Source organism: Algibacter lectus, from assembly GCF_004368925.1.
In the GTDB taxonomy this organism is placed as follows: Bacteria; Bacteroidota; Bacteroidia; order Flavobacteriales; family Flavobacteriaceae; genus Algibacter; species Algibacter lectus.
Map to the genome: position 1 here is coordinate 166,329 of NZ_SORL01000009.1, position 17,580 is coordinate 183,908.

The 17,580-nt window shown below is 33.6% G+C and carries 16 protein-coding genes; 5 read left to right on the plus strand and 11 right to left on the minus strand.

Going from position 1 to position 17,580, the window contains the following annotated elements:
• Positions 1–22: 22 nt before the first annotated feature.
• From DFQ06_RS13280 to DFQ06_RS13315, 8 genes are all read right to left on the minus strand, one after another.
• A complete protein-coding gene (locus DFQ06_RS13280; RefSeq protein ID WP_133968167.1) occupies positions 23–1,909 on the minus strand; it encodes a YfiR/HmsC family protein in 1,887 nt (628 codons plus the stop codon).
• A 162-nt stretch (positions 1,910–2,071) separates the two neighbouring features.
• Positions 2,072–2,485 carry a response regulator gene (locus DFQ06_RS13285; RefSeq protein ID WP_042495685.1) on the minus strand — a complete coding sequence of 138 codons (414 nt, stop codon included), beginning with the start codon at positions 2,483–2,485 and terminating at the stop codon, positions 2,072–2,074.
• A 256-nt stretch (positions 2,486–2,741) separates the two neighbouring features.
• Positions 2,742–4,049, minus strand: coding sequence for an NADH:ubiquinone reductase (Na(+)-transporting) subunit F (gene nqrF / locus DFQ06_RS13290; RefSeq protein ID WP_042504916.1), 1,308 nt, complete (start codon positions 4,047–4,049; stop codon positions 2,742–2,744).
• Between the two features lies 1 nt (position 4,050).
• Positions 4,051–4,764 (minus strand): NADH:ubiquinone reductase (Na(+)-transporting) subunit E, encoded by a 714-nt coding sequence (gene nqrE / locus DFQ06_RS13295; RefSeq protein WP_081958574.1) that lies wholly within the window; start codon positions 4,762–4,764, stop codon positions 4,051–4,053.
• Between the two features lie 83 nt (positions 4,765–4,847).
• Positions 4,848–5,495, minus strand: a complete 648-nt coding sequence (locus DFQ06_RS13300; protein WP_042495691.1) for an NADH:ubiquinone reductase (Na(+)-transporting) subunit D — start codon at positions 5,493–5,495, stop codon at positions 4,848–4,850.
• A 3-nt stretch (positions 5,496–5,498) separates the two neighbouring features.
• Positions 5,499–6,248, minus strand: a complete 750-nt coding sequence (locus tag DFQ06_RS13305; protein ID WP_042504869.1) for a Na(+)-translocating NADH-quinone reductase subunit C — start codon at positions 6,246–6,248, stop codon at positions 5,499–5,501.
• Between the two features lie 2 nt (positions 6,249–6,250).
• On the minus strand, positions 6,251–7,477 hold the full coding sequence (locus DFQ06_RS13310) for an NADH:ubiquinone reductase (Na(+)-transporting) subunit B (RefSeq protein ID WP_042495693.1): 1,227 nt from the start codon (positions 7,475–7,477) through the stop codon (positions 6,251–6,253).
• Complete coding sequence (locus tag DFQ06_RS13315; protein ID WP_042504872.1) at positions 7,477–8,829, minus strand: Na(+)-translocating NADH-quinone reductase subunit A; 1,353 nt, start codon at positions 8,827–8,829, stop codon at positions 7,477–7,479. The genes DFQ06_RS13310 and DFQ06_RS13315 overlap by 1 nt, the downstream gene beginning before the upstream one ends.
• Before the next feature lie 168 nt (positions 8,830–8,997).
• Here DFQ06_RS13315 and DFQ06_RS13320 point away from each other — a divergent pair, with 168 nt between their 5' ends.
• From DFQ06_RS13320 to DFQ06_RS13330, 3 genes are all read left to right on the plus strand, one after another.
• Complete coding sequence (locus tag DFQ06_RS13320) at positions 8,998–10,248, plus strand: type IX secretion system plug protein (RefSeq protein ID WP_133968169.1); 1,251 nt, start codon at positions 8,998–9,000, stop codon at positions 10,246–10,248.
• A 135-nt stretch (positions 10,249–10,383) separates the two neighbouring features.
• The gene (apaG, locus tag DFQ06_RS13325; RefSeq protein WP_042495695.1) at positions 10,384–10,770 is read left to right on the plus strand and encodes a Co2+/Mg2+ efflux protein ApaG; all 387 of its coding nucleotides are present in this window, start codon (positions 10,384–10,386) and stop codon (positions 10,768–10,770) included.
• 415 nt (positions 10,771–11,185) lie between these two features.
• Positions 11,186–11,449 carry a hypothetical protein gene (locus DFQ06_RS13330; RefSeq protein ID WP_042495698.1) on the plus strand — a complete coding sequence of 88 codons (264 nt, stop codon included), beginning with the start codon at positions 11,186–11,188 and terminating at the stop codon, positions 11,447–11,449.
• A 64-nt stretch (positions 11,450–11,513) separates the two neighbouring features.
• On the opposite strand, the gene DFQ06_RS13335 is transcribed toward DFQ06_RS13330, so the two are convergent.
• Positions 11,514–12,698, minus strand: coding sequence for a pyridoxal phosphate-dependent aminotransferase (locus DFQ06_RS13335; RefSeq protein ID WP_133968171.1), 1,185 nt, complete (start codon positions 12,696–12,698; stop codon positions 11,514–11,516).
• Positions 12,699–12,727: 29 nt separating this feature from the next.
• Positions 12,728–13,822, minus strand: a complete 1,095-nt coding sequence (locus DFQ06_RS13340) for a fatty acid desaturase family protein (protein WP_042504877.1) — start codon at positions 13,820–13,822, stop codon at positions 12,728–12,730.
• A gap of 142 nt (positions 13,823–13,964) precedes the next feature.
• Here DFQ06_RS13340 and rsmG point away from each other — a divergent pair, with 142 nt between their 5' ends.
• Positions 13,965–14,594 carry a 16S rRNA (guanine(527)-N(7))-methyltransferase RsmG gene (gene rsmG, locus DFQ06_RS13345; protein WP_042495702.1) on the plus strand — a complete coding sequence of 210 codons (630 nt, stop codon included), beginning with the start codon at positions 13,965–13,967 and terminating at the stop codon, positions 14,592–14,594.
• Between the two features lie 132 nt (positions 14,595–14,726).
• Here the strand turns inward: rsmG and DFQ06_RS13350 are convergent, their stop codons facing one another.
• Positions 14,727–16,190 carry an aminoacyl-histidine dipeptidase gene (locus DFQ06_RS13350; RefSeq protein WP_133968173.1) on the minus strand — a complete coding sequence of 488 codons (1,464 nt, stop codon included), beginning with the start codon at positions 16,188–16,190 and terminating at the stop codon, positions 14,727–14,729.
• A gap of 244 nt (positions 16,191–16,434) precedes the next feature.
• Here DFQ06_RS13350 and DFQ06_RS13355 point away from each other — a divergent pair, with 244 nt between their 5' ends.
• Positions 16,435–17,496, plus strand: coding sequence for a DUF3810 domain-containing protein (locus DFQ06_RS13355; RefSeq protein ID WP_133968175.1), 1,062 nt, complete (start codon positions 16,435–16,437; stop codon positions 17,494–17,496).
• The last annotated feature ends 84 nt before the right edge of the window (positions 17,497–17,580 follow it).

The following is a 17,580-nucleotide window of genomic DNA, read 5'->3' on the forward strand; positions in this document are numbered from 1 at the left end:
TAAAGCTAAGAAATGAATAATATTACGCGCTCATAGGTAGCGAAAAACAAAATGTAGTACCCATACCTTTTTCTGAAGTAAACCATATTTTACCAGAATGCGATTCTACAATTTTTTTACAATGTGCTAAACCAATTCCAGAGCCCTCGTATTCTAATCTGGAATGTAATCTTTGAAAGATGGCAAAAACCCGATCTTGATATTCTGTAGCAATACCAATACCATTATCGGTAACCGAAAATTTCCAGTACTTTTCTGCTCCATTATTAGCATCTTCTCCTTCTGAAATTTCGGTACACTCTATATTAATTCTTGGTTTTACATTAGGGTCTCTAAATTTAATACCATTTGTAATCAGGTTTTGAAAGAGTAAACGTAACTCAACTTCATTACCCTTTATAATTGGTAAATCTTTGTAGTTAATTTCCGCATCACTATCTTTTATTGTGCTCTGTAAATCTGCCGTTAAAACATCTAATAATGGCATGCAATTAACATCTTCAAAAACTTTAGATCTACCTAATCGCGAATATTGTAAAAGCGCATCTATTAATTTTTTCATTCGCACACTTCCCTCTTTGATAAAACCTAAAATTTGCTGACCATCTCCATCGAACTGGCTATAGTAGTCTTCATTTAAAACATCAATAAAACTAGAAACCGTATTCAATGGTTCTTGTAAATCGTGACTGGCTATATACGCGAATTGCTCTAATTCCTTATTTTTTGAGGTTAATAATACAGATTGTTTTTTAATTTCTTTATGCTGAACATTCAAGCGTGTGTTTAATTTTTTATTTTTAATATAAGCAAATAGTAACGACAGACAGGCAATAAATAACAAACCAGATAATATGGATAAGATGATATTATGCTTTCGTTGTGTATCAATTATAATATTCTTCTCTTCTAATATGGCCGTTTTTTCCTTTATGTTACTTGTTTGAATTTCTAATGTTCTTTTATGATTCAAAATTTCATTATTTACAGAATCTATCTCATTTTGTTGATCAATTATTTGATTAATTTGTTCGTCTAACCTTTTTTCTAACTCTCTTTCTAAATTAAGGTTTTCGGCTAATTGTTTTGCTTTTAACTCACTATCCAGAGCTAGTGTTTTTAAGGAATAATCTTTAATATAAATAACTTCATCCTTTTCATTAATAGCATTAATTTGATTCCCAATTGTTTTTATTTGACTTTCAATAATCTTCTTCTGCTCTTTATTTTCCCTAGTAGCGATGTAAAGTTTTTGCTCTGTTTTTTTATAGAGAGATTCTTTAATTTCTTTGGAAGTTACAGCATGACCTGCAAGTATTGGTGTGATTTTCAGTTTGGCTTCTCTTATGTACTTTCGGTTTATATCATATTTATAGCTATCGTCAACTTGTACCATGTTAATCATTGAGGAATTTGTTGGATAGCCTTCGGTAATAATTAGTACTTCCAGCCCCTTACTTTCTTCTAAAATAGATTTTAATAAATACTCGTAGGTGCTATTTACATAAACAACATTATAGTTTTTTATATCTTCAAGTTTATTTATTCGATCTACTTGAATAAGTTTTTCAAATATTCTTCTGTTTTTAGAAATTTTAGATAAGCTATTTTTAATAGTATCAGGTCCCATAACTCCTATTTTAAAGGTAGTAATTTGAGATATTTTAGACCATTTAACTTCTTCTGTTAAATTTAAAACCATAACAGCGCGCTGCTCATTTACAGAAGTAACCTTATCATTTTTTATATCCTGCCCATAAGATATTAAGGTAAATAAAAACATACACAAGAATAAACCAACATACTTTGGAAACCAAATTGCAGTGTTTTTAAAAGCGACCATAGCTAAGCGCATATCGTCAATTAAATATTTAAAATAATTGTTTAGCATTCTAATTACTCCATCCAAAAAGCACCTTTAAAGAAAAATTTAAAGGGTATTGTTAACGTGATATTATTATTGCATAATATCAGTATCTGTTATTTATTAATTTTGAGGGGACAAATGGAATAACTAACTCGAATTGTTAAGCTATATTTTAAACTTAACTATTACTTATTTATAAATTTATTAACTACATACTTTCAATAAAACATCATTGAATAATTTTGAATCTAATGGTTTCTTCACAAAATCTAAAAGTGTATTACGACTTTTAAATTGATTTATATCACTAGGGTCATCTGAGGATGACAGAATAACTATTTCTATATCCTTGATTAATCCTGAATCTATTTTATAAAATACATCTAAAAACTCCCAACCATTCATGGCAGGCATATTAATATCTAAAAAAATAATATCGGGTCTATCCTCCGGGTTTACTATTTTTTTCTCAAGGTAGTCTATAGCTTCAAAAGCGCTATCTACTAATACAGTAGAACTAACGCTAGCATTTTTTTTAGCGATATGTTTATTTAAAAAATTGGTCGCTTTATCATCATCGATGAATAAAATTCTCAATTGTTTATCTACAATACTCATATTATTTAGAAAATAAGTTCTTACCTATAAAAATTTCAGATGAATTCCTACTTGCTAATTTAATCATTTTATCGGTTATACGCCTTTATTTTCGACGAAATACACGGTTTTTAACTATTCAATCATTTATAACCAAGAACCCTACAACAAAAAACCTCTCAAAATCAGAGTGTAAGAACAAAAATTTAACACAATTTAAAGCAAAAAAAAACCAACACTATCGTGTTGGTTTTTTATAATACCTTGAATTTAGAGATTATCCTCCAAAATCATCAAATCTAATATGCTCATCAGGGATTCCGAAATCTTCACCCATTTTTTGAACTGCTTTATTCATTAACGGTGGTCCACAGAAGTATAATTCTATATCTTCTGGCGACTCGTGTAATGATAAATAGTTATCGATAACACAATTGTGAATAAATCCAACAAAACCGTCTCCTGGCGCATCTATATTCTCTTTTACTTTCCAGTTATCTTCTTCCATTGGTTCAGATAATGCTAAATAGAATTTAAAGTTCGGGAACTCTTTTTCTAACTCGTAAAAATGCTCTAAATAAAATAACTCACGTTTAGAACGTCCACCATACCAATATGTTACTTTACGACCTGTTTTTAAGGTTTTAAATAAGTGATATAAATGAGAACGCATTGGTGCCATACCTGCACCACCACCAACGTAAAGCATTTCACTCTCAGACTCATTGATGAAGAATTCACCGTAAGGTCCAGAAATAGTTACTTTATCACCTGGTTTTTGGTTAAAAATGTAAGAGGAAGCTATTCCTGGATTTACATCCATCCAGCCACCTTTGGCTCTATCAAACGGTGGACAAGCCACACGTACGTTTAACATAATTTCTCTTCCTTCTGCAGGGTAAGAAGCCATAGAATAAGCACGTTCTATTGTTTCCGTATTCTTCATAACTAATGGCCAAAGCTTAAACTTATCCCATTCTGCTTGAAATTTGTCTGGAGTTTCGTGTTCTTCAGGGTGTGCTGTAATATCCATATCAGAATATTTTACTTCACATGGAGGAATTTCAATTTGAATATATCCACCTGCTTTGTACCCCATATCTTCAGGGATTTCAACAACAAACTCCTTAATAAATGATGCTACGTTATAGTTACGAACTACAACAGCTTCCCATTTCTTAATTCCAAATACTTCTTCAGGAATAGTGATGTCCATATCTTGTTTCACTTTAACTTGACAAGCTAAACGTGCACCATGTTGTAATTCTTTTCTTGTAAAATGCGGCACTTCTGTTGGTAAAGCTTCACCTCCACCAGAGTTTACGTGACACTCACATTGAATACAAGTTCCACCACCACCACAGGCAGATGGTAAAAATATTTTAGAATTTCCTAAAGTTGAAAGTAAACTCGCTCCTGAAGCTACTTCTATCTCCTTCTCACCATTAATGGTAATCTTTACAGGTCCCGATGGTGATAGTTTTTGTTTTACAACTAATAATAAACCAACGAGTAAAAGTAAAATGATTAAAAAAGCAATTACTGTTACTCCAATTGTTCCTATTGTACTTGCGGCTAATATCATATTACTCATTTACTTTTATGTTGTTAGCTAACACTTCTTTGTTATCCTTTGCAGAATTTACTTTTGCAGTTGTTTCTTCCTTTGGTGCTTCTTCATCACCTCCAGTTAACATACCTCCAAAACTCATGAATCCAATCGCCATTAATCCAGTAATGATGAATGTAATACCTAAGCCTCTTAATGCAGGTGGCACATTTGAATATCTAATTTTTTCACGAATAGCTGCAATAGCTAAAATCGCTAAAAACCATCCTATTCCAGAACCTATACCGTAAACTGTAGCTAAACCTAAAGTTGGTATTTCACGAGATTGCATAAATAATGACCCCCCTAAAATAGCACAGTTTACTGCAATTAATGGTAAAAAGATACCTAATGAATTGTATAATGATGGTGAGAACTTCTCTACCACTATTTCTACCAATTGTACCATGGTTGCAATAGTTGCAATGAACATGATGAATGATAGGAAACTTAAATCGTAACTTGCATACTCTTCACCTAACCAAGATAAAGCTCCTGGCTGCAATAAATACTGATCTAACAACCAGTTTAAAGGCACGGTAATCGCTAGTACAAAAATTACAGCTGCTCCTAAACCAACCGCTGTACTTACTTTTTTAGATACCGCAAGGTAAGAACACATTCCTAAGAACGTGGCAAATACCATGTTGTCGATAAATATTGATTTGAAAAATAACTCTATATATTCCATTTTTTTTATAGTATTCAGTTTTCAGTTTTTCAATTTTCCATAGACTTAAAAAGCTACAGTAAATTAATTTAACTGCTCACTAATTAATGATCTTCTACTAATGCTGTATTTCTGCTACGTTGTATCCAGATGATTATTCCAACTACTATTAAGGCCATTGGTGATAATAACATAAAACCGTTATTCTCGTAACCAATAGCATATAATCCGGTTTTTTCAATTGGATCTCCTAATACCTTAAATCCTAATAAAGTACCAGAACCTAAAAGCTCTCTAAAAAATCCAACAATAATTAAAATTAAACCGTAACCAGCAGCATTACCAATACCATCTAGAAAAGATCTCCAAGGTTTATTTGCTAATGCAAAAGCCTCAAAACGTCCCATGATGATACAGTTAGTAATAATTAAACCAACAAATACAGAAAGTGTTTTACTTAACTCGTAAGCAAAAGCTTTAAGTACTTGGTCAACTATAATTACCAAAGCGGCAACAACAACCAATTGTACAATAATTCTAATTTTAGAAGGAATAATATTTCTCATTAAAGAAATAACAACATTCCCTATTGCTAATACGGCCATTACTGAAACAGCCATTACAATAGATGCTTTTAACTCAGCAGTAATTGCTAAAGCAGAACAAATACCAAGTACTTGAATAGTAATTGGGTTATTATCCGCTAATGGATCTGTGATTAACTTGGCGTCTTTTTTTGATAAAAGTCCCATAAATTAATTGTTTTTTAAGTTTTTAAAGAACGGCTCATAAAGCTTTAAATCGCTTTTAATCATTGCTGCAACACCATTACCTGTAATAGTAGCTCCTGCAATAGCATCGACTTCGTTATCTGTTTTATCCTCGTTTTTTGGATCGGCATTACTTTTAGAAACCTCAATACCTTTAAAACGGTCTGCGTTATCTAATAAATGCTCCCCAATAAAATCGTCCATAAAGAAACGTTGCTTAATATTAGCTCCTAAACCAGGCGTTTCTCCTTTATGATCAAAATAAGCACCTTGTATTACCATGTTTTCGTCCATAGCAACATAAGCCCAAATAGCATCCCAAAGCCCTTTACCACGAATTGGTGCAATGTAAAATGTTTTACCATCCTTTTCACCTTTTAACAAAGGTAAACGTCTTGCAATACCAGCTTTAGCATTAGCTTGTTCCTTTTTAATATCAATTAAATACGCTTGGTCATCTTCGGTAACCTTACCATCTTGAATAACCAATTGCTTCTTAATATATTTCTTGAATAATTCTGGTGCTTTATCTGTTGAAACAAAATTAGCACTAGTTTCGTCATTCTCGTTCACGCCCATAGCATACAAAATGTTTTGTTGCTTTTCTAGACGTTTATTTTCATCAATACTAGGTTTCAATGATGAAGCTGTAAAGGCTAATAATGAACCTACAACCAACACCATAACAACGGCGAAAATTATAGTATATGAATTTTTATCTGTTCTATTCTCCATCGTTATGCAACTTTAGCTTTTAAACGTTTCATTCTTTTCTTCACATTTCCTTGTACCACGTAATGGTCAATTGTTGGTGCAAACACATTCATTAATAGAATAGCTAACATCACACCTTCTGGATATGCTGGGTTGAATACACGAATCATAATAGAAAGAAATCCTATTAAGAAACCATAAATCCATTTCCCTTTATTGGTTTGCGACGCCGTAACTGGGTCGGTAGCCATAAACACGGTACCAAAAGCAAAACCACCAATAAGTAGGTGATGCCAAAATTCAGTACTCATTAATCCGTAAAATTTACTTGTTTCAGTAATCCATCCAGAACTAACAACACCATTAAATATTAAGCCCATTACTATAGCCCCAACACACGATGATAACATTATTCTCCAGCTTCCAATTTTAGCAAATACTAAAAATAAACCACCTAAAACAATAAGTAACGTTGAAGTCTCTCCTACTGAACCAGGAATAAACCCTAAGAACATATCGGCAACAGAGTGTGTTACAGCTTTACCTTGAGCTAGAGTTCCTAAAATAGTTTCACCAGAAATGGCATCTAAATTAGCACCGGCTGCAATTTCATTTGTTCTTTCAACTGCACCTTCAACCCAAACTTTATCTCCAGACATCCAAGTAGGATATGCAAAGAATAAAAAGGCTCTAATAGTTAAAGCTGGATTTAAGATATTCATCCCTGTTCCACCAAAAACTTCTTTACCAATAACAACACCAAATACAACTGCAACTGCTAACATCCATAACGGAATATCTACTGGTACAATTAATGGCACTAACATTCCTGTTACTAAATAACCTTCTTCTACTTCGTGACCTTTAATTACAGCGAATAAGAATTCAATTCCTAAACCTACACCGTAAGAAACGATTACTAAAGGAATAATTTTCCAGAAACCGATCATGAAGTTATCTAAAGCCCAAAACTCCGGACTAAAGAAACCTGCTGTTACTGCTTGAATTTCTCCAACCTGTAAGTTATGCTGGTAACCAGCGTTAAACATACCAAACAATAAACATGGCACCATAGCCATAATTACTGTATTCATGGTACGCTTTAAATCGTCGGCAGCTTTTATATGAGTTCCATTATGTGTGGTCTCATCTGGCAAGTATAAAAAGGTATGGATTGCATTAAATGCAGGAGCCATTTTTGTCCCTTTATACTTTAGTTTTAATTTATGTAAATTATTTTTTAAACCCATTATCCTATCTCTTTAAGCATTAAGTCTAAACCTTCTCTAATAATTTTTTGATGCGGTTGTTTAGATACACATACAAACTCGGTTAAAGCGAAATCTTCTGGTGCAACTTCGTACATTCCTAAAGCTTCCATTTCATCTAAATCTTTATACATACAAGCTTTTAATATTTGCATAGGATAAATATCTAAAGGAAAAACTTCCTCGTAAACTCCTGTAGTAACAAAAGCACGGTGTTCACCATTAGTATTGGTGTTCAAATCGTATTTTTTAGATTTACTTAACCATGAGAATGTCATAGCTCTAGAAGTAGAGATTTTATTAAACACAGGTTTGTTCCATCCAAAAAGCTCGTAATCATCACCTTCAGGAATAACAGATACTACATTGCTGTAATAATCTAAATTTCCGTCTGGTTTAATTTGCTTTCCAGATAATACATTTCCAGAAATAACACGATCGTTACCACCTTTAGAAACACCTTTATCGTAAATTAGAGTAGAAATTTCGCTACCAATAATGGTTTTAAAATATCTTGGTTTTTCAACCGAAGAACCTACTAAAGCTACAATACGTTCAGCATTAAACTTACCAGTTAATAAAAGTTCACCAATAATAACTAGGTCTTGAGCATTAACTGTCCAAACAACTTCGCCTTTATTTACTGGATTCACTTTATTGATAAGTGTACCAACATTCCCTGAAGGATGTGGCCCTGAAACCTTGTGCGTAGTAACACCTGTTAAACCAGCAAGTGGCGAGCTAGAAGTACCAACCGAAATGTGCACTGCACCTTCTGTTAGTTTCCCTAAAGCCGTTACCGCAGCCTGCAATTCAGCTTCTTTACCTTTTAAGGTAAAGTCTAAATCGGCAGCCAATGGTGCGCTAGCATACCCCGAAATAAAAATCGCTTTTGGCGACTTACTCGGATTTGCAATCACATCATATGGGCGTTGTTTTACAAACGGCCAGCATCCTGATGCTAACAAATGTGCTTTTACAGATTCCGCTGTGGCACTGTTTAAATCAAATGCTGCTAAATCTGCATATACTTGCGATTTATCGGCTTCAATTTTAATAGCGTCTATGCGTCTTTTTGGTCCACGTTGTACTTCAATCACTTTCCCTGAAACTGGCGATGCGAACATAACCGATTCCTGAGATTTATCGAAAAACAAAGTATCTCCAGCTTTTACTGAAGTCCCTTCTTTTGCAACAAGTTTTGGAATTACGCCGTGAAAATCCTCTGGCCTTATAGTGTAGTAGTTACTGATAATCGCTTGTTCAACGGTTTTATCAGCTTCACCTATAAGTTTAATGTCCAGACCTTTTTTGATACGGATGTCGTTTGACATATTTATTTTTATTGAAATTAGTTGTCTAAAAATCGGTGCAAAAATACAAATAAATACCTAAATTATTCGTCCTAAAAAATGCATATCATTTATTTATACTAATTCTAAATAAGTAAATTTAATTAGGCATAGATTTTGTTTATATTTACACACAAAACTATAATGAATATGCATTCTAAGGTAATAAAAAAAATTCTCATCGCCCTCCTGCCCGCTCTGGTTTTTTCACAAGTTCAAGAAGTAAATCCACCAGATTATATTAAAACTATAAATTTTAAAAGTAACACGCCTGAAACCCAACTTCCTATACTAAAACTGGGCGAATATGTAGTTTTAGAGTTCGATGCTTTAAATGGTGAAGAAGCCGATTACTACTATAAAATCGAGCATTTCAATTTCGATTGGACACCTTCAACACTTATTAAATCAGAATTCCTGAGCGGCTTTGACAACCAACGTATTCGCGATTACGAGAATTCACTAAACACCTACCAAATATTTTCGCATTACAAACTCACTATCCCTAATCAATTCACCAAAGGATTACTCGTTTCTGGAAACTACATGATTTCGGTTTATAATGACAATGATGAGCTTCAGTTCTCTAGAAAATTTATGATTTATGAAGATAAAACCGCTGTTGGCGTAAGCGTAAAACGCTCTAGAAACATCGAATTTATAGAACAAAAACAACGTGTAGAACTCATAATTACTTCAAATAACATACAATTAAACAACCCCACTCAAACCGTAAAAGCTGTTATTATTCAAAATAATAATTTAAACAATGTTATTACCAACATAAAGCCGCAATACACGCTTGGCAACCAACTTATTTACAGATACGACAGTGAAACAAGTTTTTGGGCAGGTAACGAATTCCTGTTTTTCGAAAATAAAGATGTTCGTGCCGCCAATACAGGCATCCAGTTTATAGACCTAAAAGATCTTTACCACAACTACCTCTACACCAATATACCGCGCGCCAAAATGCCGTACACATACAACCCAGATATTAACGGTAATTACCTTATCACCAACGTAGATGCCGATGATGCCAGCATTGAAGCCGATTACGTGTGGATACATTTTTCTCTACGTGGCGACGACTTTTTAATCAATAAGAACGTACATATATATGGAAACTTTAACAACTATGCTATAGACGATAGCACAAGAATGATTTTTGATGAAGTCAACAATCGCTTTATCAATACCATGCTTTTAAAACAAGGTTTCTACAACTACAAATATATTGTAGTTAACGATGATGGTACTGTGGACGATGGTGCAGTGAGTGGTGATTTCTGGCAAACCGAAAACAATTACAAAGTGCTTGTTTATTACCGCGATCTAGGCGCTCGATACGATAAAATAATTGGTTTAGGCGAAGCCAGTTCAGTAAACATCACAAATTAATACGTTAATATTATAAAATCGACAAAATATAGGGTAAGAAATGCATTTCAACTAATTTATTCGCCAAACCCGTTGAAATCACGCACTAACTCTTTAATATTTATTATTTTAGCAAAGTAAATTGCTTAATCAATCATGGTACAACAAGTTACATCTGGCATTAAAATTTCGGTAGTTACAAACTTCGAAGGTTCATTTTATAAAAACTATAAAATGCAATACGCCTTTGGTTATACCGTAACTATAGAAAACCAAAGTAAAGATTCTGTGCAACTTTACGCGCGTCATTGGGAAATTCTAGACGCCTTAAACAATGTTGAAACCGTTATCGGCGAAGGCGTAGTAGGTAAAAAACCGGTTTTAAAACCTGGAGAATCTCACACTTACACCTCTGGCTGCCTACTCACCTCTCCTTTTGGTGCTATGCAAGGGCATTACAACATGGTTAATTTTACAACCACTAGAAAATTCCAAGTTACCATCCCTACATTTAAATTGAGCGCTACTTTTGCTATCAATTAATTTCTGAATTTATTTTATTTTAGCGTTACCCGAAAAGGGTCGGGCTTTCCGCTATATCTTTATTTGTGCAGTATTATTTCGGCTTAGCAACACGCTATTTTCTAAATCCAAATTTTGGAGCTTTCAACTAATTAAAAGGCTTGCACAAAAAAGGATGCCGCATCAATCCCTAACGCAATTATCCGCAAATATTTTCACATCACCCAAACCTATTCTCATCCGCGTATCAACACTGCATTTCACAAATGGATAACACCTTCTTAAAAAATAAAACCCCGCTTCTACTGTAACATTTTAATCCAAATTGTTACTTATATATAAAGCAGCTACTTTAAATATTCTTAAGATTATAACCAATAATCTTAAACACACTTTTTTGAATATCTCAATAGTGTTTCACTTTAAAATATAAATTATGGGAGGCGAAGGATCAATGATGGCTGCAAACCAGTCATTAAAAAACAATAGAAGTTTAACCTCAAAACGCAAAGAAAAAGGAGCGTTATCTGGCAGTTATGCCAATATAGAATTAAAAGAGTTTCCAAAAGCAACACAAGAACAACTAGACACTATAAAAGCACAAACCTTAACAGATAACAAAAAAGCTCTAATACAAACCATTGTGTTTTTTATAATCGCCAGCCTAGGTTTACTTATCGCTGTACACTACTTATTCTAACAAAAAAAGAGCTGCTAGATTAAAAAATCTAGCAGCTCTTGATATATAAAAGTTTTTTAAAGAACTAGCTTATTACTTCCTTAATACGCTTAATAGCTTCAATAATTTGATCTTGCGAAGCTGCATAAGAAATACGAATACAGTTAGGGTTACCAAAAGCATCTCCTGTTACTGTTGCCACTAATGCTTCTTCTAATAAATATAAAGAAAAATCGGTAGCATTATTTATTGTTTTTCCTCTTAACGTTTTTCCGAAGTAATAAGATACATCTGGGAATACGTAAAACGCACCTTCTGGCGTGTTTGAGTTAAAACCTGTAACATCGCTCAATAAGTCTAAAACTAAATCACGACGCACTTTAAATTCATCTATCATGTACTTTACTGCACTCGGATCTGCGTTTAAAGCAGTAATTACAGCACGTTGTGCAATACAGTTAGCACCACTAGTAATTTGACCTTGCATTTTATTACATGCACGAGCAATTTTTTCTGGAGCACCAATAAAACCAATACGCCATCCCGTCATAGCAAAAGCTTTCGAAACACCGTTTACAGTAATAGTATTGTTATACATATCATCAAATTCCGCTATACTTGCGTGACCAGAACCATAGTTAATATGCTCGTAAATTTCATCTGAAACTACATAAATATTAGGGTGTTTAACCAATACATCGGCTAAAGCTCTTAACTCTTCTCTACTGTAAACAGATCCACTTGGGTTACATGGAGAACTAAACCACATCATTTTGGTTTTTGGCGTAATAGCCGCTTCCAATTGTGCAGGTGTCATTTTAAAATCTGTATCGATAGATGTTGCAACCTCAACTGGCACACCACCGTTTAACTTAACAATATCAGAATAACTTACCCAGTAAGGACAAGGTAAAAGCACCTCATCACCATCATTTAGCATAACAGCTGCTATATTTGCCAAACATTGTTTAGCTCCCGTAGAAACAACAATTTGTGGTAAAGTATACGTTAAATTATTATCACGTTTAAACTTTGTAATAACCGCCTCTTTCAACTCTACATAACCATCTACTGGCGAGTAAGAATTGTAATTATCATTCACAGCCTGAATAGCTGCTTCTTTAATAAAATCTGGGGTGTTAAAATCTGGTTCCCCAAGACTTAAACCTATAATGTCTTTTCCTTCGCCTCTTAATTCGCGAGCTTTGGCTGCCATAGCTAACGTTGCCGAAGTAGCCATGTTTAAAATTCTTTCAGATAATAATTGCATGAATTGTGTTTATGAAGTAAATATAAAGTTTAGGCAATGTTAGGATTTTTCCCAAGTACCTTTAGTTGATTATAATGTTCTGAAACGGCTTTCCAAAATGTGTTGTATTCATTATATGGTAAGCTAAATTCGTTTGCTGTTTCCTTTACTATTTTTGCTATTTTGCTATAATGCACGTGGCTAATATTTGCAAACAAGTGGTGCTCTACTTGTCTGTTTAATCCACCTGTATAAAACTCGGCTAACCAACTTTTAGGTGAAAAATTACATGTAGTAAATAATTGGTGAATAGCCCAAGTATTTTTCATGTTACCATCTTCATCTGGTAAAGGCATAACTGTACTTGGTACAACGTGAGCCAATTGAAAAACCACACTTAAAATAATTCCTGCTGTGTAGTGCATAATTAAGAAGCCAATTAATACTTGCCACCAAGTAAAACCTACAACTAAAGGTAATGCTACCCAAATTGAATAATATACAATTTTACCAATAATAAGTTTAGTCCATTGCGTTGCAGGACTTGGTAACTTACCGTAAGCTAATTTACGCTTTAAGTATTTGTAAGTTTGTATAAAATCTGTTGTGATAGCCCAGTTTGCAGTAAGCAAACCGTATAAGAAAAACGCATAATACTTTTGATATTGATGAATTTTAAACCATTTTGAATGTTTAGAAAAACGAATAATTCTACCAGCATCAATATCTTCATCATGCCCTTGAATGTTTGTATATGTATGGTGCAATACGTTGTGTTGCACTTTCCAGTTATAATCGTTACCAGCTAGTATATAAATACTGCTTCCCATTAATTTGTTAACCCACTTTTTACTAGAAAAAGAACCATGGTTAGCATCGTGCATCACATTCATGCCTACACCAGCCATACCAATCCCAACAACCACCATGCATAAAGCTTGTAGCCATCCAGACATTGGAACAGTTAAAATTAATACTGCAGGAACAATTAATAAAGCAAACATTATTATGGCTTTTGTATATAATTCCCAGTTTCCTGTACGTTTAATATCATTTTCCTTAAAGTAATCATTAACACGTTTATTCAACGTCTTAAAGAACTTCGCGGGGTCTTTTCTCGAGAACGAGACGGTTTGTTTAGTCATTCTAATAATTTTAATATGATTTTAAAAATGTTTTTTTGATCATACCTATCTGCAAAGATATGAATAAAGCTATTTAAGTAATCCCAATTTTTTGTAAAATTATGTACTTAAAAAGTATATTTTTGTTGAAAATTTAACATAAATGAAACTGCTTTTAAAATATTTCCCTAACCTCACCGAAGACCAAATTGAAAAATTTACACTTTTAGAATCCCTATATCAAGATTGGAATTTGAAGATAAATGTAGTTTCACGTAAGGATATCGACGAGTTATATTTACGTCATGTATTACACTCTTTGGGTATCGCCAAAGTGATAGAGTTTAAAGATGGTAGCCACATTTTAGATGTTGGTACAGGTGGTGGATTTCCGGGAATCCCTTTAGCCATTATGTTTCCTGAGTGTTCTTTTCATTTAGTAGATAGCATTGCTAAAAAACTAAAGGTTGTAAATGAAGTGGTTGAAGGCTTAGGCTTAACCAACGTTAAAACAACACACAGCCGTGTTGAAGAAATTAAAGAAAACTACGATTTTATTGTAAGTCGTGCCGTTGCCGCTATGCCTACTTTTGTACATTGGGTAAAAGGAAAAATTGCAAAAGAGCAAAACCACGAATTGAAAAATGGCATTATCTATTTAAAAGGTGGCGATCTAGAAGAAGAGCTAAAAGATTACAAAACCACTACTATTTATAATTTAAGCGACTATTTTGAGGAAGATTTTTACGAAACCAAAAAAGTAGTACACTTACCTTTAAAATACCGTGGATAGTTTATAAAACACTTGTTAAAAATAAAAGCCAGTAATAACAATCGTTATTACTGGCTTTTTTATGTTCTGTATAATGACATTAATATGATAAACTAATCACAATGCAGCCACACCTATCAACTTATTGAAAACTTAAGCTTTCTCAGGTATTTCTTTTAAAATCTCAATAACGAAATCCCAATATTTTTGAGCCGATGAAATTTGAGCACGTTCATCCGGAGAGTGCGCACCTTTAATAGTTGGTCCAAAACTAATCATATCCATATCTGGATAATTGGTTCCAAGAATTCCACATTCTAAACCTGCATGACATGCTGCAACGTGTGGCTTCTCGTTATTTAATTTTTCATAAAGTTTTGTCATCACTTTCAAAATAGCCGAATCCATGTTTGGAGACCAACCAGGATAATCACCTGTGCATGTAACCTCGCAACCTGTTAACTCAAAAGTTGAGCGTAGTGTATTTGCTAAATCCCATTTAGAACTTTCTACAGAAGAACGTGTTAAACAACCAATTTTTACAGCGCCATCTTTTACAATAACTCTTGCTATGTTGTTTGATGTTTCTACCAATTCAGGAATATCTGCACTCATACGGTACACACCATTCCAAGCGGCATAAATAGCACGTGTTAAACCTTCTTGAACTCCTAAGTCCATGATTTTTTCTGGAGTTTCAACTTTAGAAACCACAATTTCTAAGTTAGGTTCCATAGTTTTTAACTCAGCCTTTAACATCGCTTCTTGTTCTTTTGTTTCTAAAAGAAAAGCTTCTTCGTGTATAGCATCGATTGCAACAATAGCATTGCTTTCACGAGGAATGGCGTTACGCAAACTTCCGCCATCGATTTCCGAAATACGTAAGCCAAAATTCTCAAAACCATCAAATAATACACGGTTCATTATTTTATTAGCATTACCTAAACCTTCGTGAATTTGCATTCCCGAGTGGCCACCTTGTAAACCTTTTACAGTTATTTTGTAACCTATTTTAAATTCTGGCGTTTCCTCTTCTTCGTAAGTTCTAGTAGCAGTAACATCGATACCACCGGCACAACCTACTCCAATTTCGTCATCTTCTTCAGTATCTAAGTTCAATAGAATTCCTCCTGTAAGTAATCCGCCTTTTAAACCCATTGCTCCTGTCATTCCAGTTTCTTCATCTATAGTAAACAAAGCTTCAATTGCAGGATGTGCAATATCTGTACTTTCTAGAATAGCCATAATGGTGGCAACACCTAATCCGTTATCGGCGCCTAAAGTGGTACCTTTTGCACGAACCCAATCACCATCAACATACATTTCAATACCTTGAGTATCAAAATCGAATTCAGTATCATTATTTTTTTGATGTACCATATCTAAATGCGATTGCATTACAATGGTCGTTCTCTTTTCCATACCTGCCGTAGCTGGCTTTTTGATAATAACATTACCAACCTCGTCTTCTATAGTTTCGAAACCAAGTTTTTTACCAAAGTCTTTCATAAAAGCGATAACACGTTCTTCTTTTTTAGACGGACGCGGTACAGCATTTAAATCGGCAAATTTATTCCAAAGCTGTTTAGGTTCTAAATTTCTTATTTCTGAGCTCATTTTGTTTACATTTTAATGCAAAGTTAGCAAAAATACACAGATATTGGTAGCTACTCCTGATTGATGTGGCATCCTTTTTTTTGAATACCGAATAGTTCTCCAAAAACTCCAAGTTTTAATAATTAAGATTGATGTTACCTAATAGAGAAATACGTGCATTAAAAAAAAGATATAACTGAAAGCAGGAAGAAACCTTTATAAATATGTATAACCTTTGGGTACAAATTTTTACTATTTTTGGTCTATGCTGAAAGATAAAAAAACGATTATTGCGCTGCTGTTGATTCCGCAGTACTTTTTAGTGAAATTATTAGGGAATTACCCCGGTTTTGTGGAGACTTTCTACAGTAACGGACTTTATGTATATATATCCAAAATGTTTCGGTTTTGCTTGGGTTGGTTGCCTTTTTCTTTCGGCGATTTGTTTTACGCAGCAGGTTTAATTTATATTTTTAGATGGTTTTATAAAAATTGGAAACGAATTAAAACCGATACCAAACAATGGTTTGCAGATGTGTTTTCGGCAGTTTCTATATTGTATTTCGCGTTTCATTTATTTTGGGGATTCAATTATTACCGATTGCCATTGTACAAAAGTTTGGATTTAAATCCGGAATACAGCACAGAACAATTAGTTAAAGTTACAGAGCAACTTATTTTAAAGGCAAACGCTTTACATTTTGAAATCACAAAAAACGACTCTATGAAAGTAGATGTTCCGTTAACTAAAAGCGAGATTTTAAAATTGGCTCCAGATGGTTATTTGGGATTAAAACAGGTGTTTCCAGATTTAGAATATTCGCCTAGAAGTGTAAAAAAATCCTTATTTAGTTATCCCTTAACCTATATGGGTTTTAGTGGTTACTTAAATCCGTTAACCAATGAAGCGCAAGTTGATGGCCTTATCCCTACTTTTAAATTTGCCACTACCACAACACACGAAATTGCACATCAGTTAGGTTTTGCTGCAGAAAACGAAGCTAATTTTATTGGTTGCTTAGCAGCCATAAACCATGAGAATATTTATTTTAGATATTGCGGTTACACCTTTGGCTTACGCTATTGCTTAAATGAAATTTATCGACGCGATCAAGACCTTTACAAAAAAACGGTTGAAAATTTAAATATTGGTGTTTTAAAAAATTACGAAGAAGTGCGATTGTTTTGGGAAGCACACCAAAATCCGGCCGAACCCTTTTTTAAAAGCTTCTATAGCGGCTTTTTAAAAGCAAATAAGCAAACTAAAGGCATGGAAAGCTATAGCTATGTTGTTGCATTATTGGTCAATTATTTTGAAGAAAAATGAGAAATTCTTAAAGATTACAACTTTATATGTAAAGGAACTTTGATTCTAGATAGATATCCGTATTTTTAGCTAAAACTAACAGAT